Source organism: Rhizobium sp. Root1203 (genome assembly GCF_001424945.1).
Lineage (GTDB): Bacteria > Pseudomonadota > Alphaproteobacteria > Rhizobiales > Rhizobiaceae > Rhizobium.
In genome coordinates, this window is sequence record NZ_LMCW01000003.1 from 1 (window position 1) to 23,128 (window position 23,128).

Below are 23,128 nucleotides of genomic sequence, written 5' to 3' on the forward strand. Positions count from 1 at the left end.
GATCGCAATGGAAGAAAAGCTGCGCTTCGCGATCCGCGAAGGCGGCCGTACGGTCGGCGCCGGCATCGTCGCTTCGATCGTCGAGTAATCTTCGGAACATCGAGAATTGAGAAAGGCCCTGGCGGAAACGCCAGGGCCTTTCGCTTTGCGGCACTGGCCAGCTGGGGGTCGGCAACGACGATGCGGCTTCGCGCTCCCTTGCGCTTGCCGGCAAAGCCTATATCTATCCCCGCGATCTCGTAAGGCGGAGGATATCATGAAAAAGCGCGTACTCTTCACTGGCGGCTCGGGCAAGGCTGGGCGGCATGCCGTGCCTTGGCTGGTCAACGCCGGCTACGAAGTCCACAACGTCGATCTCGTGCCGCTCGATAGCCCAGGTGTCACCAACCTGATCGTCGACATCACCGACAGCGGACAGGTCTTCAATGCGCTTTCAATGCACCGGGACTTTCCGGATCTCGAGGCGGGCAGGGGCGTTCAACCCTATGATGCGGTGGTCCATTTCGCCGCTATTCCGCGGATACTGATCAAACCTGACAACGAGACGTTCCGGATCAACGCGATGGGCACGTACAACGTGATCGAGGCGGCGGTAAAGCTCGGCATCAGGAAAATCGTCGTGGCCTCCAGCGAGACGACCTATGGCGTCTGCTTTGCCGAAGGGCATCGGGACTTCCATCAGTTTCCGTTGGAAGAAGATTACGACGTCAATCCGATGGACTCCTACGGCCTGTCGAAGGTGGTCAACGAGAAGACCGCGCGGGCGTTCGCGGAGCGCTCGGGTTTCGACATCTATGCGTTGCGAATCGGAAATGTCATCGAGCCGCACGAGTACGACAAATTCCCGACCTACTTCGCCAATCCGGAAATGAGAAAGCGAATCGCCTGGAGCTATATAGATGCCCGGGACCTCGGGCAGATCTGCCACCTCTGCATCGAGAAGGATGGCTTGGGCTTTCAGGTCTTCAATGCCGCAAACGATACGGTTTCGGCAAACACGCCATCACGGGAACTTGCCCGCCGATTCTTTCCAAACGTGCCGTTCAGGCGCGATATCGGCGAGTATGAGAGCCTGCTTTCCAACCGGAAAATCCGGGAAGTGCTGGGTTTCAGGGAGGAGCACGACTGGCGTAAATATGTAAACGCCTGATTGGTGCATGGCGGCGAGATACGGAACTGGAAAAATCGAAAAACGCACTTGCCAATCCTGCGCCGCCGCCTTAAAGGAGCCTCATGCTTGCAGTCGTGCTTCGGGGGCTTTCGGGTCAACGGGGCGGAGTGCAGAGCGCGAAGGGGTATAGCTCAGTTGGTAGAGCGGCGGTCTCCAAAACCGCAGGTCGTAAGTTCGAGCCTTACTGCCCCTGCCATCTTCCTTGAACGGACAGCGCGGTTTTCCGCTGCGTTCCATTCGGGGCGGCGACTATGGCTAATTTCGTTAAGCTTCGGTTTCCCTCTTGTATATTCGGGAATCGGTGTTTATGTAGGGTTCAACAGACACGCGGTGCGTGGGGCTGATATGTTCAGCTTTACGCGCCGTAATTGCGTGGGCAGTCGATGGCATCCAAATCTAATCCGTTTACGTTTCTCCAGCAGGTCCGCACGGAGACGTCGAAAGTTACTTGGCCGTCGCGCCGCGAGACGATGATCTCGACGGTCATGGTGCTTGTCATGGTGGTTTTTGCCGCGCTGTTCTTCTTTGCTGCTGACCAGCTTATCGGCTGGCTTCTGGGCTTCGTGCTCAACGTCGGCAACTGAACGGGTGGAGATATAAGATGGCGGCACGTTGGTATATCGTCCACGCGTATTCGAATTTTGAGAAGAAGGTGGCTGAATCCATCGAGGAGAAGGCCAAGCAGAAGGGGCTGCAGCATCTTTTTGAAAAGATTCTCGTCCCAACTGAAAAGGTGGTTGAGGTGCGTCGCGGCCGCAAGGTCGATTCCGAGCGCAAGTTCTTTCCGGGCTACGTTCTCGTTAGAGCCAACCTGACGGATGAAGCTTACCACCTGATCAAGAATACGCCGAAAGTGACCGGCTTCCTCGGTTCCGACAATAAGCCTGTTCCGATTCCTGACTACGAAGCGGAGCGCATCCTGGGTCAGGTCCAGGAGGGTGTCGAGCGTCCGAAGTCTTCTGTCACTTTCGAGATCGGCGAGCAGGTTCGCGTTTCGGATGGTCCGTTCGCTTCGTTCAACGGCACGGTTCAGGATGTGGACGAAGAGCGTTCGCGCCTGAAGGTGGAAGTGTCGATCTTTGGCCGCGCTACGCCGGTCGAACTGGAATACGCTCAGGTCGAAAAGGTCTGATCGGCCGCGGCGTAAGCCGCGAACCGCGTGGAAGGCGAGGGGTCTTTAGCCGGACCCTGGTGCCGCACCACGCAACCGCAGCCGCCGGAGAAATCCGGCATCACTGGCCGGGCAACCGGTCATCAATGAAAGGCAGAGAGATATGGCTAAGAAAGTTGCAGGCCAGCTCAAGCTCCAGGTCAAGGCAGGATCGGCAAACCCGTCCCCGCCGATTGGTCCGGCGCTTGGTCAGCGTGGCGTTAATATTATGGAATTCTGCAAGGCGTTCAACGCCGCTACGCAGGAATTGGAAAAGGGTATGCCGATTCCGGTCGTCATCACCTATTACCAGGACAAGTCTTTCACCTTCATCATGAAGCAGCCGCCGGTCAGCTACTTCATCAAGAAGGAAGCCAAGATCCAGTCCGGCTCCAAGACGCCGGGCAAGGGTGCTGCTGTTGGCAAACTGACCAAGGCTCAGGTCAAGGCCATCGCAGAAGCCAAGATGAAGGATCTGAACGCAGCGAACATCGAAGGTGCAATGGCGATGATTGAGGGCTCTGCCCGCGCCATGGGCCTGGAAGTGGTAGGTTAAGACCATGGCTGGCAAGCGCACCAAGAAGATCAACGAAGGTGTTGATCCCACAAAGCTCTACGATCTGAACCTTGCTATCGGCATGGTCAAGGAACGGGCTGTCGCCAAGTTCGATGAGACCATCGAAGTTGCAATGAACCTCGGCGTCGACCCGCGTCACGCAGACCAGATGGTCCGCGGCGTGGTCAACCTGCCGAACGGCACGGGCCGCGACGTTCGCGTTGCTGTCTTCGCTCGTGGCGCCAAGGCCGATGAAGCCAAGGCTGCCGGTGCTGACATCGTCGGCGCTGAAGAGCTGGTCGAAATTGTTCAGGGCGGCAAGATCGACTTCGATCGCTGCATCGCGACCCCTGACATGATGCCGCTCGTCGGTCGCCTCGGTAAGGTTCTCGGCCCGCGTGGCATGATGCCGAACCCGAAGGTCGGAACCGTCACGATGGACGTCGCTGGAGCTGTAAAGGCTTCCAAGGGCGGCGCTGTCGAGTTCCGCGTCGAGAAGGCTGGTATCGTCCACGCCGGCATCGGCAAGGCTTCGTTCGACGCCAAGGCTCTTGAAGAAAACATCAAGGCTTTCGCCGACGCTGTCATCAAGGCGAAGCCGGCTGGCGCAAAGGGCAACTACGTCAAGCGCGTAGCGATCTCTTCGACCATGGGCCCGGGCGTCAAGATCGACCCGTCGTCCGTTTCGGCCGCCTAAGCAAGTTTTTCCGGGCTTCGGTCCGGTTCAAAGAATTCCGGCCTCGCAAGGGGCCGGAATATTCCGGAGAAATCCGGAATCCTGTCCGAGATTGCAGGTGGTTATCCCTTAATCACTCAGCCTGCATGAGACGGGTAAGACCCGAATTGCATGAAGCTACGCTTCGATCGATTTGGTTCGAGCCTTGGATGCCTTGTGCCTCTTAGCCTTTCTGGCGCGGAGCGCGAGGGGACAGGATCCTCAAGCGTCGCTTGGGATCTATTCTGATCCCAGGAGGCAAAGGCAACCCGGTGGGTCCGTTTCACGGTCCCGCCAACTGGAGATAGGCAGTGGAAAGAGCGGAAAAACGCGAATTCGTCACGGAACTGAACGAAGTCTTTAAGGCTTCGGGCTCGGTTGTCGTGGCCCACTATGCTGGTGCTACAGTCGCACAGATGAACGACTTCCGTTCGAAGATGCGCGCTGCTGGCGGCACCGTCAAAGTCGCGAAGAACCGCCTGGCCAAGATCGCCCTTCAGGGTACGGAAGCGGAAGGGATTTCCAATCTCTTCACCGGTCAGACGCTGATTGCATACAGCGTCGATCCGATCACCGCTCCGAAAGTCGTCGTGGATTTCGCCAAGGGCAACGACAAGATCGTTGTACTGGGCGGTGCCATGGGAACAACCACGCTCAATGCCGATGCAGTCAAGTCGCTTGCGACCCTGCCGTCGTTGGACGAACTGCGTGCGAAGCTGCTGGGCATGATCCAGACTCCGGCTACCCGCATCGCAAGCGTTGTTGCAGCACCGGCAAGCCAGCTTGCTCGCGTGTTCTCGGCTTATGCCAAGAAGGACGAAGCCGCGTAAGGCGGTTTTTCGCTGTTTATAGAAAACCGGTTCGAACCGAACAAAAGGAACTGATACAATGGCTGATCTCGCAAAGATCGTAGACGACCTCTCCACGCTGACCGTTCTGGAAGCCGCAGAACTGTCGAAGCTTCTTGAAGAAAAGTGGGGCGTTTCCGCTGCTGCTCCGGTAGCTGTTGCTGCCGCTGCTGGCGGTGGCGCTGCTGCTGTCGTCGAAGAAGAAAAGACCGAGTTCGACGTTATCCTGGTTGACGCTGGCGCCAACAAGATCAACGTCATCAAGGAAGTCCGCGCTATCACCGGCCTCGGCCTCAAGGAAGCCAAGGACCTCGTCGAAGGCGCTCCGAAGGCTGTCAAGGAAGCTGTTTCCAAGGCTGAAGCTGCCGACATCAAGAAGAAGCTTGAAGACGCCGGCGCAAAGGCCGACGTTAAGTAATCTTGAACTGCATTTGGGAGGCGGATTTCCCCGCCTCCCATTTGCCGTTTTCTGGAACGAATTACCCAAAAGCCAAGTGAAACCGGCTTTTGGGTAATGGGTTCTTCAAGAGGATGGTCTCGAACCGAAATGTGTAGGCACTCCGGCCTCGCAGTTTCGGGAAGTGAGACGAGATTGAACTACTCATTGATTGACGGGGTCGACTGGCCATCGGTTCCCGTCCGTTGCAGGCCCGGATGCAATTTTTGAAGGAGCGACGATGGCTCAGACCCTTTCGTTCAACGGTCGTAGGCGCGTACGCAAGTTTTTCGGTAAGATTCCAGAAGTAGCAGAGATGCCGAACCTCATCGAGGTTCAGAAGGCATCGTACGATCAATTCCTGATGGTTGAAGAGCCCAAGGGCGGTCGCCCTGATGAGGGCCTTCAGGCCGTCTTCAAGTCCGTTTTCCCGATCACGGATTTCTCCGGCGCGTCGATGCTGGAATTCGTGTCCTATGAGTTCGAACCGCCGAAGTTCGACGTCGACGAATGCCGCCAGCGCGACCTCACCTACGCCGCGCCGCTGAAGGTTACTCTCCGTCTCATCGTGTTCGATATCGACGAGGATACCGGCGCGAAGTCCATCAAGGACATCAAGGAACAGAGCGTTTACATGGGCGACATGCCGCTCATGACGAACAACGGCACGTTCATCGTGAACGGCACCGAGCGCGTTATCGTGTCCCAGATGCACCGTTCGCCGGGCGTCTTCTTTGACCACGACAAGGGCAAGAGCCATTCGTCCGGCAAGCTGCTCTTCGCTGCGCGCGTCATTCCTTACCGCGGTTCGTGGCTCGACATCGAGTTCGACGCCAAGGACATCGTCTACGCCCGTATCGACCGCCGCCGCAAGTTGCCGGTGACGTCGCTGCTGATGGCGCTCGGCATGGATGGCGAAGAAATCCTGTCGACGTTCTATACGAAGTCGAACTATGCCCGCGACGGCAAGGGCTGGCGTATTCCGTTCACGCCGGAAACCCTGAAGGGCGCCAAGACGATCACCGACATGGTCGACGCCGACACCGGCGAAGTCGTTGTCGAAGGCGGCAAGAAGCTGACCCCGCGTCTGCTTCGCACGCTGTCCGACAAGGGCCTCAAGGCCCTGAAGGCGACCGACGAAGATCTGTACGGCAACTTCCTTGCCGAAGACATCGTCAACTACTCGACGGGTGAAATCTACCTCGAGGCCGGCGACGAAATCGACGAGAAGACCCTGCCGATCATCCTCGCCAATGGCTTTGACGAGATCCCGGTCCTCGGTATCGACCATATCAACGTGGGTGCCTACATCCGCAACACGTTGAACGCAGACAAGAACGAGAATCGCCAGGACGCTCTGTTCGACATCTACCGCGTCATGCGTCCGGGTGAGCCGCCGACCATGGAATCGGCCGAAGCCATGTTCAACTCGCTGTTCTTCGATGCGGAGCGCTACGACCTCTCCGCCGTTGGCCGCGTGAAGATGAACATGCGTCTCGACCTCGACGTCGAAGACACCGTCCGCATCCTGCGCAAGGACGACATCCTGGCCGTGGTCAAGATGCTGGTCGAACTGCGCGACGGCAAGGGCGAGATCGACGACATCGACAACCTCGGCAACCGCCGTGTTCGCTCGGTCGGCGAATTGATGGAAAACCAGTACCGTCTCGGGCTGCTCCGCATGGAGCGCGCGATCAAGGAACGTATGTCCTCGATCGAAATCGATACAGTCATGCCGCAGGACCTGATCAACGCGAAGCCGGCAGCTGCTGCCGTTCGCGAATTCTTCGGCTCCTCGCAGCTCTCGCAGTTCATGGACCAGGTCAACCCGCTCTCGGAAATCACCCACAAGCGCCGCCTTTCGGCACTTGGCCCGGGTGGTCTGACCCGCGAGCGCGCCGGCTTCGAAGTGCGCGACGTTCATCCGACCCACTACGGCCGCATTTGCCCGATCGAGACGCCGGAAGGCCCGAACATCGGTCTGATCAACAGCCTCGCGACCTTCGCACGTGTCAACAAGTACGGCTTCATCGAAAGCCCGTACCGCCGCATCGTCGACGGCAAGGTGACGAGCGACGTTCTTTACCTCTCCGCAATGGAAGAAGCGAAGTACTACGTCGCACAGGCCAACGCCGAACTCGACAAGGAAGGTTCCTTCGTCGATGAATTCGTTGTCTGCCGTCACGCCGGCGAAGTTATGCTCGCCCCTCGCGACAGCATGAACCTGATGGACGTCTCGCCGAAGCAGGTCGTTTCGGTGGCTGCCGCTCTCATCCCGTTCCTGGAAAACGACGACGCCAACCGCGCTCTCATGGGCTCGAACATGCAGCGTCAGGCTGTGCCTCTGCTGCGCGCAGAAGCGCCGTTCGTGGGCACCGGCATGGAGCCGGTCGTTGCTCGCGACTCCGGTGCTGCCATCGGCGCCCGCCGCGGCGGCGTGGTCGACCAGGTCGACGCGACGCGTATCGTTATCCGTGCGACGGAAGACCTCGAAGCCGGCAAGTCGGGCGTCGATATCTACCGCCTGCAGAAGTTCCAGCGCTCGAACCAGAACACCTGCGTCAACCAGCGTCCGCTGGTCACCGTCGGTGACGAAGTCAACCGGGGTGACATCCTCGCCGACGGTCCGTCGACGGACCTGGGCGATCTCGCCCTCGGCCGCAATGCGCTCGTCGCGTTCATGCCGTGGAACGGCTACAACTACGAAGACTCGATCCTGCTCTCCGAGCGCATCGTTGCTGACGACGTGTTCACCTCCATTCACATCGAAGAATTCGAAGTGATGGCCCGTGACACCAAGCTTGGTCCGGAAGAAATCACGCGCGACATTCCGAACGTTTCGGAAGAAGCGCTGAAGAATCTCGACGAAGCCGGCATCGTCTACATCGGCGCCGAAGTTCAGCCGGGCGATATCCTCGTCGGCAAGATCACGCCGAAGGGCGAAAGCCCGATGACGCCGGAAGAAAAGCTTCTGCGCGCCATCTTCGGTGAGAAGGCGTCCGACGTCCGCGACACGTCCATGCGTATGCCTCCGGGCACCTATGGAACGATCGTCGAAGTGCGCGTCTTCAACCGCCACGGCGTTGAAAAGGACGAGCGCGCGATGGCTATCGAGCGCGAAGAAATCGAGCGTCTTGCAAAGGACCGCGACGACGAGCAGGCGATCCTCGACCGTAACGTTTACGGTCGTCTGGTCGACATGCTGCGCGGCCAGGTCGCCATCGCTGGCCCGAAGGGCTTCAAGAAGGGCACCGAGCTGGCGAACGCCGTCGTTTCCGAATATCCCCGCTCGCAGTGGTGGATGTTCGCCGTCGAAGACGAGAAGGTCCAGAGCGAGCTCGAAGCCCTGCGTGGCCAGTACGACGAATCCAAGTCGCGCCTTGAACAGCGCTTCATGGATAAGGTCGAGAAGGTCCAGCGCGGCGACGAAATGCCTCCGGGCGTGATGAAGATGGTCAAGGTCTTTGTCGCTGTGAAGCGCAAGATCCAGCCAGGCGACAAGATGGCCGGCCGTCACGGCAACAAGGGTGTCGTGTCGCGTATCGTGCCGGTCGAAGACATGCCGTTCCTGGAAGACGGTACCCACGTCGACGTCGTTCTGAACCCGCTGGGCGTGCCTTCGCGCATGAACGTCGGTCAGATTCTCGAAACGCACCTTGGCTGGGCTTGCGCCGGCATGGGTCGCCAGATCGGTGAACTGATCGAAGCCTACAAGGCCAACGGCAACATCGAGCCGCTGCGCAAGACGATCGGCGACGTTGTCGGCGACGGACCGAAGGCCGAACAGGTCAAGGACTTCGACGACGACTCTGTCCTGCGTCTGGCAGACCAGTGGAAGCGTGGTGTCTCGATTGCAACGCCGGTGTTCGACGGTGCGCATGAAGGTGACGTCAACGACATGCTGGCTCTGGCCGGTCTCAAGGAAAGCGGTCAGTCGACACTGTACGACGGCCGTACCGGCGAGCAGTTCGACCGCCAGGTCACGGTTGGCTACATCTACATGCTGAAGCTGAACCACCTGGTCGACGACAAGATCCACGCCCGTTCGATCGGTCCTTACTCGCTCGTTACCCAGCAGCCGCTGGGCGGCAAGGCGCAGTTCGGCGGTCAGCGCTTCGGCGAAATGGAAGTCTGGGCTCTGGAAGCATACGGAGCAGCCTACACGCTGCAGGAAATGCTGACGGTGAAGTCGGACGACGTCGCCGGCCGCACCAAGGTCTACGAAGCCATCGTCCGGGGCGACGATACGTTCGAAGCCGGTATTCCGGAAAGCTTCAACGTTCTCGTCAAGGAAATGCGCTCGCTGGGTCTCTCCGTCGAACTCGAGAATTCGAAGCTCGACGAGCAGCAGGCTGGCCAGCTGCCGGACGCTGCTGAGTAACCAAAGATAGGGTGTGCGCTGTCCTGCAGCGCACACCGTTCCCGCTCGGGCCCCGTATCGTGTCGGCCGGGCAGGGACGATTTCGCCGCATTTTGCGGTTATTGTCGTTTTTTGCTATGGCGCGGCGCCCGGGAATTGCCGCCGACCATCGCAGTTTGAGGGCGCTAAGCCCATGAAGGAGACAGGCATGAACCAAGAGGTCATGAATCTTTTCAATCCGCAGGTGCCTGCGCAGAATTTCGATTCCATCCGGATTTCGATTGCGTCTCCGGAGAAGATTCTCTCCTGGTCTTATGGTGAGATCAAGAAGCCGGAAACGATCAACTATCGTACGTTCAAGCCTGAACGCGATGGTCTTTTCTGCGCGCGCATCTTTGGACCGATCAAGGACTACGAGTGCCTGTGCGGCAAGTACAAGCGCATGAAGTACAAGGGCATCATCTGCGAAAAGTGCGGCGTTGAAGTCACGCTGTCGCGCGTTCGCCGTGAGCGTATGGGCCATATCGAGCTCGCCGCTCCGGTTGCCCATATCTGGTTCCTGAAGTCGCTGCCGAGCCGCATCTCGACGCTGCTCGACATGACTCTGAAGGATGTTGAGCGCGTTCTCTACTTCGAAAACTACATTGTCACCGAGCCGGGCCTGACCGCCCTCAAGGAGCATCAGCTCCTCTCGGAAGAAGAATACATGCTGGCAGTCGACGAATACGGCGAAGACCAGTTCACCGCCATGATCGGTGCCGAAGCAATCTATGAGATGCTGGCGTCGATGAACCTTGAGAAGATCGCGGGCGATCTCCGCTCCGATCTCGCCGACACGACGTCGGATCTCAAGCAGAAGAAGCTGATGAAGCGCCTGAAGATCGTTGAGAACTTCATGGAGTCGGGCAACCGTCCGGAATGGATGATCATGAAGGTCGTTCCGGTCATTCCGCCGGATCTGCGTCCGCTCGTTCCGCTCGACGGCGGCCGTTTCGCGACATCCGACCTGAACGATCTCTATCGCCGCGTCATCAACCGTAACAACCGTCTGAAGCGCCTGATCGAGCTTCGTGCACCGGGCATCATCATCCGCAACGAAAAGCGCATGCTGCAGGAATCTGTGGACGCGCTGTTCGACAACGGCCGCCGCGGCCGCGTCATCACCGGCGCCAACAAGCGTCCGCTGAAGTCGCTGTCCGACATGCTCAAGGGCAAACAGGGCCGCTTCCGTCAGAACCTGCTCGGCAAGCGCGTCGACTATTCCGGTCGTTCGGTCATCGTGACCGGTCCGGAACTGAAGCTGCACCAGTGCGGTCTTCCGAAGAAGATGGCGCTCGAGCTGTTCAAGCCGTTTATCTACGCCCGCCTCGATGCCAAGGGTTACTCCTCGACAGTCAAGCAGGCCAAGAAGCTGGTTGAAAAGGAAAAGCCGGAAGTTTGGGATATCCTCGACGAGGTTATCCGCGAGCATCCGGTTCTCCTGAACCGCGCACCGACGCTGCACCGCCTGGGCATCCAGGCCTTCGAACCGACCCTGGTCGAAGGCAAGGCCATCCAGCTGCATCCGCTCGTCTGCACGGCCTTCAACGCCGACTTTGACGGCGACCAGATGGCTGTTCACGTGCCGCTGTCGCTCGAAGCCCAGCTCGAAGCACGCGTTCTGATGATGTCGACGAACAACATCCTGCACCCCGCAAACGGTGCACCGATCATCGTTCCGTCGCAGGACATGGTTCTCGGCCTCTACTACCTCTCGATCATGAATCAGAACGAGCCGGGCGAAGGCATGGCTTTCTCCGATCTCGGCGAACTGCATCATGCGCTCGAAACCAAGGTCGTAACGCTGCACACCAAGATCCGCGGACGCTTCAAGTCGATCGACGAAGATGGCAAGCCGTACTCGAAGATCTACGAAACGACACCTGGTCGTCTGCTCATCGGCGAACTTCTGCCGAAGAACGGCAAGGTCACCTTCGACATCTGCAACCAGGAAATGACCAAGAAGAACATCTCCAAGATGATCGACGCGGTCTATCGCCATTGCGGCCAGAAGGACACGGTCATTTTCTGCGACCGCATCATGCAGCTTGGCTTCGGTCATGCTTGCCGCGCCGGCATTTCGTTCGGCAAGGACGACATGGTCATTCCGGAAACCAAGGCGAAGATCGTCGGTGATACCGAAAATCTCGTGAAGGAATACGAACAGCAGTACAATGACGGCCTGATCACCCAGGGCGAAAAGTACAACAAGGTCGTCGACGCCTGGGGCAAGGCTACCGAGAAGGTCGCCGAAGACATGATGGCCCGCATTAAGGCCGTCGAATTCGACAAGACCACCGGGCGTCAGAAGCCCATGAACGCCATCTATATGATGTCGCACTCGGGCGCCCGTGGTTCTCCGAACCAGATGCGTCAGTTGGGCGGCATGCGCGGCCTCATGGCCAAGCCGTCGGGGGAAATCATCGAAACGCCGATCACGTCGAACTTCAAGGAAGGCCTGACCGTCAACGAGTACTTCAACTCGACGCACGGTGCCCGTAAGGGTCTGGCAGACACCGCCCTGAAGACGGCAAACTCGGGTTACCTGACACGGCGTCTCGTCGACGTCGCTCAGGATTGCATCGTCAACTCGGTCGATTGCGGTACCGATACCGGCCTTACCATGACTGCCATCGTCGATGCCGGTCAGGTCGTTGCTTCCATCGGTGTCCGTATCCTCGGTCGTACCGCGCTCGACGATATCGACCATCCGGTCACCGGTGAGCGCATCGTCGATGCTGGCAAGATGATCCTCGAGCCTGACGTTGTCGAAATCGAGAAGGCTGGTATCCAGTCCATCCGAATTCGCTCGGCGCTGACCTGCGAAATCCAGACTGGTGTTTGCGCAGTCTGCTACGGCCGCGACCTTGCTCGTGGTACGCCGGTCAACATGGGCGAAGCTGTCGGCGTCATCGCCGCACAGTCGATCGGTGAACCCGGCACCCAGCTCACCATGCGTACGTTCCACCTTGGTGGTACGGCAACCGTGGTCGACCAGTCGTTCCTCGAAGCGTCGTACGAAGGTACGGTGCAGATCAAGAACCGCAACATGCTGCGCAACTCGGACGGCGTTCTCGTCGCCATGGGCCGCAACATGACTGTCCAGATCCTGGACGAGCGCGGCGTCGAGCGCTCTTCGCAGCGCGTCGCCTACGGTTCGAAGCTGCATGTCGACGAAGGCGACAAGGTCAAGCGCGGCCAGCGTCTGGCGGAGTGGGACCCGTACACACGTCCGATGATGACGGAAGTGGCTGGTACCGTTCAGTTCGAAGATGTCATCGACGGTCTTTCGGTTCTCGAAGCGACCGACGAATCCACCGGTATCACCAAGCGCCAGGTTATCGATTGGCGTTCGACCCCGCGCGGTTCGGATTTGAAGCCGGCAATCGTGGTCAAGGATGCCAGCGGCAACGTCATGAAGCTGCCGCGCGGTGCCGATGCACGCTTCCTGCTCTCGGTCGACGCGATCCTGTCGGTCGAGCCGGGTCAGAAGGTTTCCCAGGGTGACGTGCTTGCGCGTTCGCCGCTGGAAAGCGCCAAGACCAAGGACATCACCGGCGGTCTGCCGCGTGTTGCCGAACTGTTCGAAGCCCGTCGTCCGAAGGACCATGCCATCATCGCTGAGATCGATGGTACGATCCGCCTCGGCCGCGACTACAAGAACAAGCGTCGCGTCATCATCGAGCCGGCGGAAGACGGTGTCGAGCCCGTCGAATACCTGATCCCGAAGGGCAAGCCCTTCCACCTTCAGGAAGGCGACTACATCGAAAAGGGTGATTACATCCTCGACGGTAACCCGGCTCCGCACGACATCCTGGCGATCAAGGGCGTGGAGGCTCTGGCTTCCTACCTCGTGAATGAAATTCAGGAAGTCTACCGCTTGCAGGGCGTTGTCATCAACGACAAGCACATCGAAGTGATTGTCCGTCAGATGCTGCAGAAGGTGGAGATCACCGATGCAGGCGACTCGACCTATATCGTCGGCGACAATGTCGACCGTATCGAGCTCGAAGACGTCAACGACGGCCTGATCGAACAGGGCAAGAAGCCTGCCTACGGCGATCCGGTTCTGCTCGGCATCACCAAGGCATCGCTGCAGACGCCGTCCTTCATCTCCGCCGCTTCCTTCCAGGAAACGACGAAGGTGCTGACGGAAGCTGCGATCGCCGGCAAGACCGACGGCCTGCAGGGTCTGAAGGAAAACGTCATCGTCGGCCGTCTGATCCCGGCCGGTACCGGTGGTACCATGACCCAGATCCGCCGTATCGCCACATCGCGCGACGAGATGATCCTCGAAGAGCGCCGCAAGGGCACGGGTGCAGATGTTGCAACCCCGATGCTCCAGGACCTCGCCAGCGAAAGCGCTCCAGCTGCCGAGTAATCGCCAGCTCGATCCACAAATTGAAAACCGCCCGGAGCGATCCGGGCGGTTTTTCTTTGCCAGCTATGTGGAAAGGGGCGGTCGCCTATGTGGCCTGCGAGACCTCTAGAAAATCAGTGGCAGGCAGTCGGCCATGCCGTAGCCAAGCCGCACTCTCGCCTCCGCAAGACTGACCCAGAAGAATCGAAACAGGATCGGCTCGCCGCCGTCGAACGGCGTCAGCTCGCGGTGGACCCAGGTGGGCCTCAGCTCGCCCTCAAGTGCTACATGGAAATAGTGTCGCCTGTGGCAGATATCTTTGCCGTGCCTTGCAAAGGAATAGTCATGGACCGCAAGCGGGGTGAGGGGCCTTGCAAGCGTCAGCCCCGTTTCCTCTTGGAATTCCCGGCGGGCCGCGTGTGCCACGTCCTCGCCGATCTCGACCGTCCCGCCCGGAACCTGCCACCGCACCAAAGGGAAATCCGGCTCGTCGAAAACCAGAAGCCAGTCGCGCCAGGTCGCATAGATGAGCACCTTCAACGCATCAGGCTTCATCGGTGAACTCAGCTGAAGCGAATGATCGCGACTTCGCCTTCGACGGCGCCCTGATAGGCCGAAGCGTGTGGCTCCTCCTCCGGGATTTCCGTCAGCATGCCGATCTGGTCGAGATCGGCTTCGATGAAACCTTCTTCGGCGAGCGCGTTGAGAGCCTCGCGCACGGCGCTGTCGTCGTCGGCCGCCTTCAGCATGATATGGAGGTCGACACCATCGCTGGCGTCGGACTCATACCCTTTGCCGATGATGATGAAGACCATCGGACCTTCGGTATTGTTGTCGTTGTCGGGGTTAGTAATCATTCTCTGTCCTTCGATTCGAGATTTGAATCTGTTTTCAGGCGCTCGGCATGTGCATTTTTTGATTCCTTAGCCGCTTTCGCCGCAATGCCCAAGTTTATCTTGGCAGCTCCCGGTGAATTTGTCTAAAAGCCTCAAAAGAGGGCCGAAAGGCCGCGTTTCAAGGCGTTCCCGCGAAGATTATTTCTTAACAGCCTTGACGAGACGACGGGAAACCAGTAGTACCCGCGCCATCGGAACCCATGTGAGGCATGGCCATCCGGGGCGACACGCCCTGGAGATCACCTCAAACAAGGTTCGAAACGCACGTTGAAGATATGTTGCCTGCACGCATGACGCATTTCTTTTGCGTCCTCTGCTCTCTGTGGTCCATCTGTGAAAACGGATCGGGCCACGTTTTGCGCATTGAGACAAGCGTGTGATCTTGCCGGAGACGGCGCGAGTTACGCCCGCAAGGGTCTGAGATATAAACGTAAGGGATGGTTGAATGCCTACCGTAAACCAGCTGATCCGCAAGCCGCGCCAGCCGAACGTAAAGCGTAACAAGGTTCCTGCTCTGCAGGAAAACCCGCAGAAGCGTGGTGTTTGCACCCGCGTCTACACGACGACGCCGAAGAAGCCGAACTCGGCTCTGCGTAAGGTCGCGAAGATCCGCCTGACCAATGGCTTTGAAGTCATCGGTTACATTCCTGGCGAAGGTCACAACCTTCAGGAACACTCTGTCGTCATGATCCGTGGCGGCCGCGTGAAGGACCTTCCGGGTGTCCGTTACCACATCATCCGCGGCGTTCTCGATACCCAGGGTGTCAAGAACCGCAAGCAGCGTCGCTCCAAGTACGGCGCGAAGCGTCCGAAGTAATTCGGGTTTTAGAAATCCGGCGCTGCGTGAGGTCCTCCGCGTGATAAAGCGCCTTAACGATTAAGAGACGAGAAGCATGTCCAGACGTCACAGAGCAGAAAAGCGCGAGATCAACCCGGACCCGAAGTTCGGCGATCTGATCGTCACGAAGTTCATGAATGCCATCATGCTCGATGGCAAGAAGTCCGTAGCTGAGAGCATCGTTTACGGTGCATTCGACTCCGTACAGGGCAAGTCCAAGCAGGAGCCGCTCATCGTGTTCCATGCTGCGCTTGATAATATTGCCCCGCACGTTGAAGTCCGTTCGCGCCGCGTTGGTGGTGCGACGTACCAGGTTCCGGTCGATGTTCGTCCGGAGCGCCGTCAGGCTCTCGCTATTCGCTGGCTGATCGCTGCTGCCCGCAAGCGTAACGAAACGACCATGGTCGATCGCCTTTCCGGCGAGCTTCTCGATGCATCCAACAACCGCGGTAGCGCCGTCAAGAAGCGCGAAGACACGCACAAGATGGCTGATGCCAACCGTGCGTTCTCTCACTATCGCTGGTAATTCCGAACGGTATCGAAAGGCAGTCCATTATGGCTCGCGAATATAAAATCGAAGACTACCGTAATTTCGGTATCATGGCGCACATCGACGCCGGCAAGACGACGACGACCGAGCGTATCCTTTACTACACCGGCAAGTCGCACAAGATCGGCGAAGTGCACGATGGCGCGGCCACGATGGACTGGATGGAGCAGGAGCAGGAGCGTGGCATCACGATCACCTCCGCTGCCACGACGACCTACTGGAAGGGTCGCGACGGCAAGATGCGCCGCTTCAACATCATCGACACTCCCGGCCACGTCGACTTCACGATCGAAGTCGAGCGTTCGCTGCGCGTTCTCGACGGTGCTATCGCTCTTCTCGATGCCAACGCCGGTGTTGAGCCGCAGACGGAAACCGTCTGGCGCCAGGCTGAGAAGTACAATGTCCCGCGGATGATCTTCTGCAACAAGATGGACAAGACCGGCGCGGACTTCTACCGCTCCGTCGAGATGATCAAGACCCGTCTCGGCGCAACGGCTGTCGTCATGCAGCTGCCGATCGGCGCAGAAACCGAGTTCAAGGGCGTTATCGATCTGATCGAGATGAACGCACTCATCTGGCGCGACGAGTCGCTCGGCGCACAGTGGGATGTCGTTGAAATCCCGGAAGACATGAAGGCCAAGGCTGCCGAATATCGCGAAAAGCTGATCGAGACCGTTGTCGAGATCGACGAAGCGGCGACTGAAGCCTACCTCGAAGGCATCATGCCGGACAACGACAAGATCCGCGCTCTCGTTCGCCGCGGCACGATCGACGTCAAGTTCCATCCGATGTTCTGCGGTACCGCTTTCAAGAACAAGGGTGTTCAGCCTCTGCTCGACGCCGTTTGCGACTACCTGCCTTCGCCGCTCGATATTCCTTCCATCAAGGGTATCGACGTGAAGACCGAAGCCGAAATCGAGCGTCATCCGTCGGATGAAGAGCCGCTGTCGATGCTTGCGTTCAAGATCATGAACGACCCGTTCGTCGGTTCGCTCACCTTTGCGCGCATCTACTCCGGTAAGCTCGAAAAGGGCACGTCGGTCATGAACACGGTCAAGGACAAGCGCGAGCGCGTCGGCCGTATGCTGCAGATGCACTCCAACTCGCGTGAAGACATCGAAGAAGCCTTTGCAGGCGACATCGTTGCTCTGGCAGGCCTGAAGGAAACCACCACTGGCGATACGCTCTGCGATCCGCTGAAGCCGGTTATCCTCGAGCGCATGGAATTTCCCGAGCCGGTCATCCAGATCGCGATCGAGCCGAAGACCAAGGGCGACCAGGAAAAGATGGGCCTCGCGCTCAACCGCCTGGCAGCAGAAGACCCGTCCTTCCGCGTCAAGACCGACCAGGAATCTGGTCAGACGATCATCGCGGGCATGGGCGAGCTTCACCTCGACATTCTGGTCGACCGCATGCGTCGTGAGTTCAAGGTAGAAGCAACCGTCGGTGCTCCGCAGGTTGCCTATCGCGAAACGATCACGCGCCAGCACGAAGAAGACTACACGCACAAGAAGCAGTCCGGTGGTACCGGTCAGTTCGCTCGCGTCAAGATCATCTTCGAGCCGAACCCGGATGGCGACGAATTCAAGTTCGAATCCAAGATCGTTGGTGGTTCTATTCCCAAGGAATACATCCCCGGCGTCCAGAAGGGTATCGAGAGCGTTCTGTCGTCCGGTCCGCTGGCTGGCTTCCCGATGCTGGGCGTCAAGGCGACGCTCATCGACGGTGCCTTCCACGATGTCGACTCGTCGGTCCTGGCGTTCGAAATCGCCTCGCGTGCTTGCTTCCGTGAAGCAGCCAAGAAGGCCGGCGCTCAGCTCCTCGAGCCGATGATGAAGGTCGAAGTCGTAACGCCGGAAGATTATGTCGGCGACGTCATCGGCGACTTGAACTCCCGTCGTGGCCAGATCCAGGGCCAGGAAAGCCGCGGTATCGCTGTTGTCATCAACGCGAACGTTCCGCTGGCGAACATGTTCAAGTACGTCGACAACCTGCGCTCCATGTCGCAGGGCCGCGCGCAGTACACGATGACTTTCGATCATTACGCGCCGGTTCCGTCGAACGTCGCAACCGAGATCCAGGCAAAGTATTCCGGTCAGAAGTGACCGGAATACCAATTGACCGATAACAAGAATTAGCTCCCCCCGGGGACTAGCAAGAATGGAGAGCCGAAATGGCAAAGAGTAAGTTTGAGCGCAACAAGCCGCACGTTAACATCGGCACGATCGGCCACGTTGACCACGGCAAGACGTCTCTGACGGCAGCGATCACGAAGTATTTCGGCGARTACAAGGCGTACGACCAGATCGACGCTGCTCCGGAAGAAAAGGCTCGCGGCATCACCATTTCGACGGCGCACGTCGAATACGAGACGCCRGCTCGCCACTATGCCCACGTTGACTGCCCCGGCCACGCCGACTACGTCAAGAACATGATCACCGGTGCGGCGCAGATGGACGGCGCGATYCTGGTTTGCTCGGCTGCCGACGGCCCGATGCCGCAGACGCGCGAGCACATCCTGCTGGCTCGCCAGGTTGGCGTTCCTGCGATCGTGGTGTTCCTGAACGAAATGGCAAAGAGTAAGTTTGAGCGCAACAAGCCGCACGTTAACATCGGCACGATCGGCCACGTTGACCACGGCAAGACGTCTCTGACGGCAGCGATCACGAAGTATTTCGGCGARTACAAGGCGTACGACCAGATCGACGCTGCTCCGGAAGAAAAGGCTCGCGGCATCACCATTTCGACGGCGCACGTCGAATACGAGACGCCRGCTCGCCACTATGCCCACGTTGACTGCCCCGGCCACGCCGACTACGTCAAGAACATGATCACCGGTGCGGCGCAGATGGACGGCGCGATYCTGGTTTGCTCGGCTGCCGACGGCCCGATGCCGCAGACGCGCGAGCACATCCTGCTGGCTCGCCAGGTTGGCGTTCCTGCGATCGTGGTGTTCCTGAACAAGGTCGACCAGGTTGACGACGCCGAGCTTCTGGAACTGGTCGAGCTCGAAGTGCGCGAACTTCTGTCGTCCTACGACTTCCCGGGCGACGACATTCCGGTCATCAAGGGTTCGGCCCTTGCTGCGCTCGAAGACAGCGACAAGAAGATCGGCGAAGACGCGATCCGCGAGCTGATGGCGGCTGTTGACGCCTACATCCCGACGCCTGAGCGTCCGATCGACCAGCCGTTCCTGATGCCGATCGAAGACGTGTTCTCGATCTCCGGCCGTGGTACGGTCGTGACCGGCCGCGTCGAGCGTGGCATTGTCAAGGTTGGCGAAGAAGTCGAGATCGTCGGCATTCGCCCGACCTCGAAGACGACGGTTACCGGCGTTGAAATGTTCCGCAAGCTGCTCGATCAGGGCCAGGCTGGCGACAACATCGGCGCTCTGGTTCGCGGTGTGAACCGTGACGGCGTCGAGCGTGGCCAGATCCTGTGCAAGCCGGGCTCTGTCAAGCCGCACAAGAAGTTCATGGCAGAAGCCTACATCCTGACGAAGGAAGAAGGCGGCCGTCATACGCCGTTCTTCACGAACTACCGTCCGCAGTTCTACTTCCGTACGACGGACGTGACCGGTATCGTTTCGCTTCCGGAAGGCACGGAAATGGTCATGCCTGGCGACAACGTCACGGTTGCCGTCGAGCTGATCGTTCCGATCGCAATGGAAGAAAAGCTGCGCTTCGCGATCCGCGAAGGCGGCCGTACGGTCGGCGCCGGCATCGTCGCTTCGATCGTCGAGTAATCTTCGGAACGNGATCGCAATGGAAGAAAAGCTGCGCTTCGCGATCCGCGAAGGCGGCCGTACGGTCGGCGCCGGCATCGTCGCTTCGATCGTCGAGTAATCTTCGGAACGGCCGCTCCATCCGAGCGGCCGATTCGATGACAATATTATGATGCAGGCGGTCTTGGCCGCTTGCTTATTACAGAGAAATGTTGCAAATGGCGCGCGAGCGCTATTTGCGCCCTGCTTCGTTTATCGATGCGGGTGACTACAGCAAACAATAAGGTGGGCTGGAAGGCCTGAAGACTGGATAGGGACACCGTAACCCGGCGCCTCTCTCGATCTTTGAAACCGGTGGTCCGCCTTAGGAATAAAAACAGCCCGTGCCTAACCGAAAGGCGCGCGGGATAACAAAACACAAGGATAACGTCGAATGAACGGCCAAAATATCCGCATTCGCCTGAAGGCGTTCGATCACCGCATTCTCGACGCTTCGACGCGCGAGATCGTGTCGACGGCGAAGCGCACCGGAGCTAGCGTCCGGGGCCCCGTTCCGCTTCCGACTCGCATCGAGAAGTTTACGGTTAACCGGTCCCCACACATCGACAAGAAGAGCCGCGAGCAGTTCGAGATGCGCACCCACAAGCGCCTTCTCGACATCGTTGACCCGACACCGCAGACGGTAGACGCGCTGATGAAGCTCGATCTCGCCGCTGGTGTCGATGTTGAGATCAAGCTCTGAGCCCTGCTCGAGCTGAGTTGGAAGGATTGAACCGATGCGTTCAGGTGTGATTGCACAAAAGGTGGGCATGACCCGCGTCTACAACGACGCCGGCGAACATGTTCCGGTTACCGTACTGCGTATGGAAGGCTGCCAGGTTGTAGCCCAGCGCACAGTAGAGAAGAACGGCTACGCCGCAGTTCAGCTTGGTGCTGGCACGGCAAAGGTCAAGAATACGTCGAAGGCAATGCGCGGCAATTTCGCAATTGCCAACGTCGAGCCTAAGGCGAAGCTTGCTGAATTCCGTGTAACGGAAGACAACCTGCTCGACGTCGGCACCGAGATCAAGGCTGGCCACTTCGCCGCCGGACAGCTCGTCGATGTCACCGGCACGACGATCGGTAAGGGCTTTGCCGGCGCCATGAAGCGTCACGGCTTCGGCGGTCTCCGCGCCACGCACGGTGTGTCGGTTTCGCACCGCTCGCACGGTTCGACTGGCTCGCGCCAGGATCCGGGCAAGGTTTTCAAGAACAAGAAGATGGCTGGTCACATGGGCCAGACGCGCGTTACGACTCAGAACCTTGAAGTGGTTTCGACCGATGAAGATCGCGGTCTGATCCTGATCAAGGGTGCAGTACCCGGTTCCAAGGGTGCCTGGATCATTGTGCGCGACGCCGTCAAGTCGGCCGCGAAGTAAGGGAGCCAGACCAATGGAATTCAACGTCAAGACCCTCGAGGGAAAAGACGCAGGGAAGGTTTCTCTTTCTGACGCGATTTTCGGCCTCGAGCCACGTGAAGACATTCTTGCCCGCGTCATTCGCTGGCAGCTTGCAAAGAAGCAGCAGGGCACGCACAAGGCCAAGGGCCGCGCCGAAGTATGGCGCACCGGTGCCAAGATGTACAAGCAGAAGGGTACGGGCCGCGCTCGTCACCATTCGGCTCGCGCTCCGCAGTTCCGCGGCGGTGGTAAAGCTCACGGCCCGGTTGTTCGCAGCCACGAACACGACCTTCCCAAGAAGGTTCGCGCTCTCGGCCTGCGCCTCGCTCTTTCGGCGAAGCTGAAGTCCGATGATGTCATCATCATCGACAACCTGGTCGCTGCTGAAGCAAAGACGAAGGCACTGGCATCGGTTTTCGAGACGCTCGGCCTGACCAACGCCCTCTTCATCGGTGGCGCTGAACTTGATGGCAACTTCAAGCTCGCAGCAAAGAACATCCCGAACATCGATGTTCTGCCGATCCAGGGCATCAACGTTTATGACATCGTGCGCCGCGGCAAGCTCGTGCTTTCCAAGGCTGCCGTTGAAGCTCTAGAGGAGCGTTTCAAGTGACCGATCTTCGCCACTATGATGTGATCGTCTCGCCGGCGATCACCGAAAAGTCCACTCTGGTATCCGAAAACAACCAGGTTGTTTTCAATGTCGCCAAGACGGCGTCGAAGCCGGAAATCAAGGCTGCAGTCGAGGCGCTCTTCGGCGTCAAGGTCACGGCCGTCAACACTCTGCTCCGCAAGGGCAAGACCAAGCGTTTTCGCGGTTTTGTCGGCAAGCAGAAGGACGTGAAGAAGGCAATCGTGACTTTGGCTGAAGGCCAGACGATCGACGTCTCCACCGGTCTCTGAGGAATAAAAAGATGGCATTGAAAACATTCAATCCTACAACCCCGAGCCAGCGTCAGCTGGTCATCGTCGACCGTTCCTCGCTCTACAAGGGCAAGCCGGTCAAGGCGCTGACGGAAGGTTTGACCAAGAGCGGTGGTCGTAACAACCTCGGCCGCATCACCGCCCGCTTCATCGGCGGCGGTCACAAGCGTACCTATCGTCTGGTCGACTTCAAGCGTCGCAAGTTCGACGTCGATGGCACCGTCGAGCGGATCGAATACGATCCGAACCGCACGGCGTTCATCGCGCTCATCAGCTACGCTGACGGCGAGAAGGCCTATATCATCGCTCCGCAGCGCCTTGCTGCCGGCGACAAGGTCATCGCTTCGGAAAAGGCTGTCGACGTAAAGCCCGGCAACACGATGCCGCTGCAGTTCATCCCGGTCGGCTCCATCATCCACAACGTGGAAATGAAGCCGGGCAAGGGTGGTCAGATCGCGCGCTCTGCGGGTTCCTACGCGCAGCTCGTCGGCCGCGACCAGGGGATGGCGATCCTTCGCCTGAACTCCGGTGAACAGCGTCTCGTCCATGGCTCCTGCCTTGCTTCGATCGGCGCCGTCTCCAACCCTGACCACGCCAACATCAACGACGGCAAGGCCGGTCGTACCGTTTGGCGCGGCAAGCGTCCGCATAACCGCGGTGTCGTCATGAACCCGGTCGACCATCCGCACGGCGGTGGTGAAGGCCGCACCTCTGGTGGCCGTCATCCGGTTACTCCGTGGGGCAAGCCGACCAAGGGCAAGCGCACACGGTCGAACAAGTCGACCGACAAGATGATCATGCGCTCGCGTCATCAGCGTAAGAAGTAAGAGAGGAAGTCTCCAATGGCTCGTTCAGTATGGAAAGGTCCGTTCGTTGACGGCTATCTTCTCAAGAAGGCTGAGAAGGTTCGTGAAGGCGGACGTGCAGAAGTAATCAAGATCTGGAGCCGTCGCTCCACGATCCTGCCGCAGTTCGTCGGTCTCACCTTCGGCGTCTACAACGGCAGCAAGCATATTCCGGTCAACGTCAATGAAGACATGGTCGGCCATAAATTCGGTGAATTCTCTCCGACCCGTACCTACTACGGTCACGGTGCGGACAAGAAGGCAAAGAGGAAGTAAC

Annotated in this window: 21 protein-coding genes, 1 tRNA gene and 3 pseudogenes; 23 read left to right on the forward strand and 2 right to left on the reverse strand. The window is 58.8% G+C overall.

Annotated features, from left to right (window positions below; translation table 11 throughout):
• The 11 genes and pseudogenes from ASC97_RS34425 to rpoC all read left to right on the forward strand — a co-directional run.
• Positions 1 to 88: pseudogene (locus ASC97_RS34425) on the forward strand (elongation factor Tu); the annotation flags it as partial.
• Positions 89 to 256: 168 nt separating this feature from the next.
• Positions 257 to 1,150 (forward strand): NAD-dependent epimerase/dehydratase family protein, encoded by an 894-nt coding sequence (locus ASC97_RS04400; protein WP_057467168.1) that lies wholly within the window; start codon positions 257 to 259, stop codon positions 1,148 to 1,150.
• A gap of 141 nt (positions 1,151 to 1,291) precedes the next feature.
• Positions 1,292 to 1,367 (forward strand) — tRNA-Trp (locus tag ASC97_RS04405).
• A 187-nt stretch (positions 1,368 to 1,554) separates the two neighbouring features.
• The gene (secE, locus tag ASC97_RS04410; RefSeq protein WP_037068792.1) at positions 1,555 to 1,755 is read left to right on the forward strand and encodes a preprotein translocase subunit SecE; all 201 of its coding nucleotides are present in this window, start codon (positions 1,555 to 1,557) and stop codon (positions 1,753 to 1,755) included.
• Between the two features lie 17 nt (positions 1,756 to 1,772).
• A complete protein-coding gene (gene nusG / locus ASC97_RS04415; RefSeq protein ID WP_037068790.1) occupies positions 1,773 to 2,303 on the forward strand; it encodes a transcription termination/antitermination protein NusG in 531 nt (176 codons plus the stop codon).
• Between the two features lie 142 nt (positions 2,304 to 2,445).
• Entirely contained in the window at positions 2,446 to 2,877 is a 432-nt protein-coding gene (rplK, locus tag ASC97_RS04420) for a 50S ribosomal protein L11 (RefSeq protein WP_057467169.1), read from the forward strand.
• Between the two features lie 4 nt (positions 2,878 to 2,881).
• Positions 2,882 to 3,574 (forward strand): 50S ribosomal protein L1, encoded by a 693-nt coding sequence (rplA, locus tag ASC97_RS04425; RefSeq protein WP_057467170.1) that lies wholly within the window; start codon positions 2,882 to 2,884, stop codon positions 3,572 to 3,574.
• Positions 3,575 to 3,903: 329 nt separating this feature from the next.
• The gene (rplJ, locus tag ASC97_RS04430) at positions 3,904 to 4,422 is read left to right on the forward strand and encodes a 50S ribosomal protein L10 (protein WP_037068786.1); all 519 of its coding nucleotides are present in this window, start codon (positions 3,904 to 3,906) and stop codon (positions 4,420 to 4,422) included.
• Between the two features lie 58 nt (positions 4,423 to 4,480).
• Entirely contained in the window at positions 4,481 to 4,858 is a 378-nt protein-coding gene (rplL, locus tag ASC97_RS04435; protein WP_057467171.1) for a 50S ribosomal protein L7/L12, read from the forward strand.
• Between the two features lie 259 nt (positions 4,859 to 5,117).
• Positions 5,118 to 9,257, forward strand: a complete 4,140-nt coding sequence (rpoB, locus tag ASC97_RS04440) for a DNA-directed RNA polymerase subunit beta (protein WP_057467172.1) — start codon at positions 5,118 to 5,120, stop codon at positions 9,255 to 9,257.
• A 187-nt stretch (positions 9,258 to 9,444) separates the two neighbouring features.
• On the forward strand, positions 9,445 to 13,656 hold the full coding sequence (gene rpoC, locus ASC97_RS04445; protein WP_057467173.1) for a DNA-directed RNA polymerase subunit beta': 4,212 nt from the start codon (positions 9,445 to 9,447) through the stop codon (positions 13,654 to 13,656).
• Positions 13,657 to 13,761: 105 nt separating this feature from the next.
• Here the strand turns inward: rpoC and ASC97_RS04450 are convergent, their stop codons facing one another.
• Positions 13,762 to 14,190, reverse strand: coding sequence for an NUDIX hydrolase (locus ASC97_RS04450; protein ID WP_057467174.1), 429 nt, complete (start codon positions 14,188 to 14,190; stop codon positions 13,762 to 13,764).
• A gap of 8 nt (positions 14,191 to 14,198) precedes the next feature.
• A complete protein-coding gene (locus ASC97_RS04455; protein WP_057467175.1) occupies positions 14,199 to 14,492 on the reverse strand; it encodes a hypothetical protein in 294 nt (97 codons plus the stop codon).
• A gap of 484 nt (positions 14,493 to 14,976) precedes the next feature.
• On the opposite strand from ASC97_RS04455, the gene rpsL reads away from it, so the two are divergent.
• From rpsL to rpsS, 12 genes and pseudogenes are all read left to right on the forward strand, one after another.
• On the forward strand, positions 14,977 to 15,348 hold the full coding sequence (gene rpsL, locus ASC97_RS04460; RefSeq protein WP_018902683.1) for a 30S ribosomal protein S12: 372 nt from the start codon (positions 14,977 to 14,979) through the stop codon (positions 15,346 to 15,348).
• A gap of 76 nt (positions 15,349 to 15,424) precedes the next feature.
• Positions 15,425 to 15,895: a 30S ribosomal protein S7 gene (gene rpsG / locus ASC97_RS04465; RefSeq protein WP_037068782.1), complete on the forward strand. Its 471-nt coding sequence runs from the start codon at positions 15,425 to 15,427 to the stop codon at positions 15,893 to 15,895.
• Between the two features lie 29 nt (positions 15,896 to 15,924).
• Complete coding sequence (fusA, locus tag ASC97_RS04470; RefSeq protein WP_057467176.1) at positions 15,925 to 18,024, forward strand: elongation factor G; 2,100 nt, start codon at positions 15,925 to 15,927, stop codon at positions 18,022 to 18,024.
• Between the two features lie 68 nt (positions 18,025 to 18,092).
• Positions 18,093 to 18,488: pseudogene (locus ASC97_RS35025) on the forward strand (GTP-binding protein); the annotation flags it as partial.
• On the forward strand, positions 18,489 to 19,664 hold the full coding sequence (gene tuf, locus ASC97_RS04475; protein WP_057467294.1) for an elongation factor Tu: 1,176 nt from the start codon (positions 18,489 to 18,491) through the stop codon (positions 19,662 to 19,664).
• Positions 19,665 to 19,676: 12 nt separating this feature from the next.
• Positions 19,677 to 19,764, forward strand: a pseudogene (locus tag ASC97_RS36165) (elongation factor Tu); the annotation flags it as partial.
• A gap of 312 nt (positions 19,765 to 20,076) precedes the next feature.
• Positions 20,077 to 20,385 (forward strand): 30S ribosomal protein S10, encoded by a 309-nt coding sequence (rpsJ, locus tag ASC97_RS04480; protein WP_003547547.1) that lies wholly within the window; start codon positions 20,077 to 20,079, stop codon positions 20,383 to 20,385.
• 34 nt (positions 20,386 to 20,419) lie between these two features.
• Positions 20,420 to 21,061 (forward strand): 50S ribosomal protein L3, encoded by a 642-nt coding sequence (gene rplC, locus ASC97_RS04485; RefSeq protein WP_037063273.1) that lies wholly within the window; start codon positions 20,420 to 20,422, stop codon positions 21,059 to 21,061.
• Positions 21,062 to 21,074: 13 nt separating this feature from the next.
• Complete coding sequence (gene rplD, locus ASC97_RS04490) at positions 21,075 to 21,695, forward strand: 50S ribosomal protein L4 (protein WP_037063276.1); 621 nt, start codon at positions 21,075 to 21,077, stop codon at positions 21,693 to 21,695.
• Positions 21,692 to 21,985: a 50S ribosomal protein L23 gene (locus ASC97_RS04495; RefSeq protein ID WP_037063279.1), complete on the forward strand. Its 294-nt coding sequence runs from the start codon at positions 21,692 to 21,694 to the stop codon at positions 21,983 to 21,985. Before rplD ends, ASC97_RS04495 begins: the two co-directional genes overlap by 4 nt.
• An 11-nt stretch (positions 21,986 to 21,996) precedes the next feature.
• On the forward strand, positions 21,997 to 22,833 hold the full coding sequence (gene rplB, locus ASC97_RS04500) for a 50S ribosomal protein L2 (RefSeq protein ID WP_057467177.1): 837 nt from the start codon (positions 21,997 to 21,999) through the stop codon (positions 22,831 to 22,833).
• A 15-nt stretch (positions 22,834 to 22,848) separates the two neighbouring features.
• Positions 22,849 to 23,127 carry a 30S ribosomal protein S19 gene (gene rpsS, locus ASC97_RS04505; RefSeq protein ID WP_018900272.1) on the forward strand — a complete coding sequence of 93 codons (279 nt, stop codon included), beginning with the start codon at positions 22,849 to 22,851 and terminating at the stop codon, positions 23,125 to 23,127.
• Position 23,128: the final 1 nt, after the last annotated feature.

Excerpts from the sequence above, each read along its gene's own strand:
- ASC97_RS04400 (WP_057467168.1), top strand. The coding sequence starts at position 257 with ATGAAAAAGCGCGTACTCTTCACTGGCGGCTCGGGCAAGGCTGGGCGG.
- secE (WP_037068792.1), top strand. The coding sequence starts at position 1,555 with ATGGCATCCAAATCTAATCCGTTTACGTTTCTCCAGCAGGTCCGCACG.
- nusG (WP_037068790.1), top strand. The coding sequence starts at position 1,773 with ATGGCGGCACGTTGGTATATCGTCCACGCGTATTCGAATTTTGAGAAG.
- rplK (WP_057467169.1), top strand. The coding sequence starts at position 2,446 with ATGGCTAAGAAAGTTGCAGGCCAGCTCAAGCTCCAGGTCAAGGCAGGA.
- rplA (WP_057467170.1), top strand. The coding sequence starts at position 2,882 with ATGGCTGGCAAGCGCACCAAGAAGATCAACGAAGGTGTTGATCCCACA.
- rplL (WP_057467171.1), top strand. The coding sequence starts at position 4,481 with ATGGCTGATCTCGCAAAGATCGTAGACGACCTCTCCACGCTGACCGTT.
- rpoB (WP_057467172.1), top strand. The coding sequence starts at position 5,118 with ATGGCTCAGACCCTTTCGTTCAACGGTCGTAGGCGCGTACGCAAGTTT.
- rpoC (WP_057467173.1), top strand. The coding sequence starts at position 9,445 with ATGAACCAAGAGGTCATGAATCTTTTCAATCCGCAGGTGCCTGCGCAG.
- ASC97_RS04450 (WP_057467174.1), bottom strand. The coding sequence starts at position 14,190 with ATGAAGCCTGATGCGTTGAAGGTGCTCATCTATGCGACCTGGCGCGAC.
- ASC97_RS04455 (WP_057467175.1), bottom strand. The coding sequence starts at position 14,492 with ATGATTACTAACCCCGACAACGACAACAATACCGAAGGTCCGATGGTC.
- rpsL (WP_018902683.1), top strand. The coding sequence starts at position 14,977 with ATGCCTACCGTAAACCAGCTGATCCGCAAGCCGCGCCAGCCGAACGTA.
- rpsG (WP_037068782.1), top strand. The coding sequence starts at position 15,425 with ATGTCCAGACGTCACAGAGCAGAAAAGCGCGAGATCAACCCGGACCCG.
- fusA (WP_057467176.1), top strand. The coding sequence starts at position 15,925 with ATGGCTCGCGAATATAAAATCGAAGACTACCGTAATTTCGGTATCATG.
- rpsJ (WP_003547547.1), top strand. The coding sequence starts at position 20,077 with ATGAACGGCCAAAATATCCGCATTCGCCTGAAGGCGTTCGATCACCGC.
- rplC (WP_037063273.1), top strand. The coding sequence starts at position 20,420 with ATGCGTTCAGGTGTGATTGCACAAAAGGTGGGCATGACCCGCGTCTAC.
- rplD (WP_037063276.1), top strand. The coding sequence starts at position 21,075 with ATGGAATTCAACGTCAAGACCCTCGAGGGAAAAGACGCAGGGAAGGTT.
- rplB (WP_057467177.1), top strand. The coding sequence starts at position 21,997 with ATGGCATTGAAAACATTCAATCCTACAACCCCGAGCCAGCGTCAGCTG.
- rpsS (WP_018900272.1), top strand. The coding sequence starts at position 22,849 with ATGGCTCGTTCAGTATGGAAAGGTCCGTTCGTTGACGGCTATCTTCTC.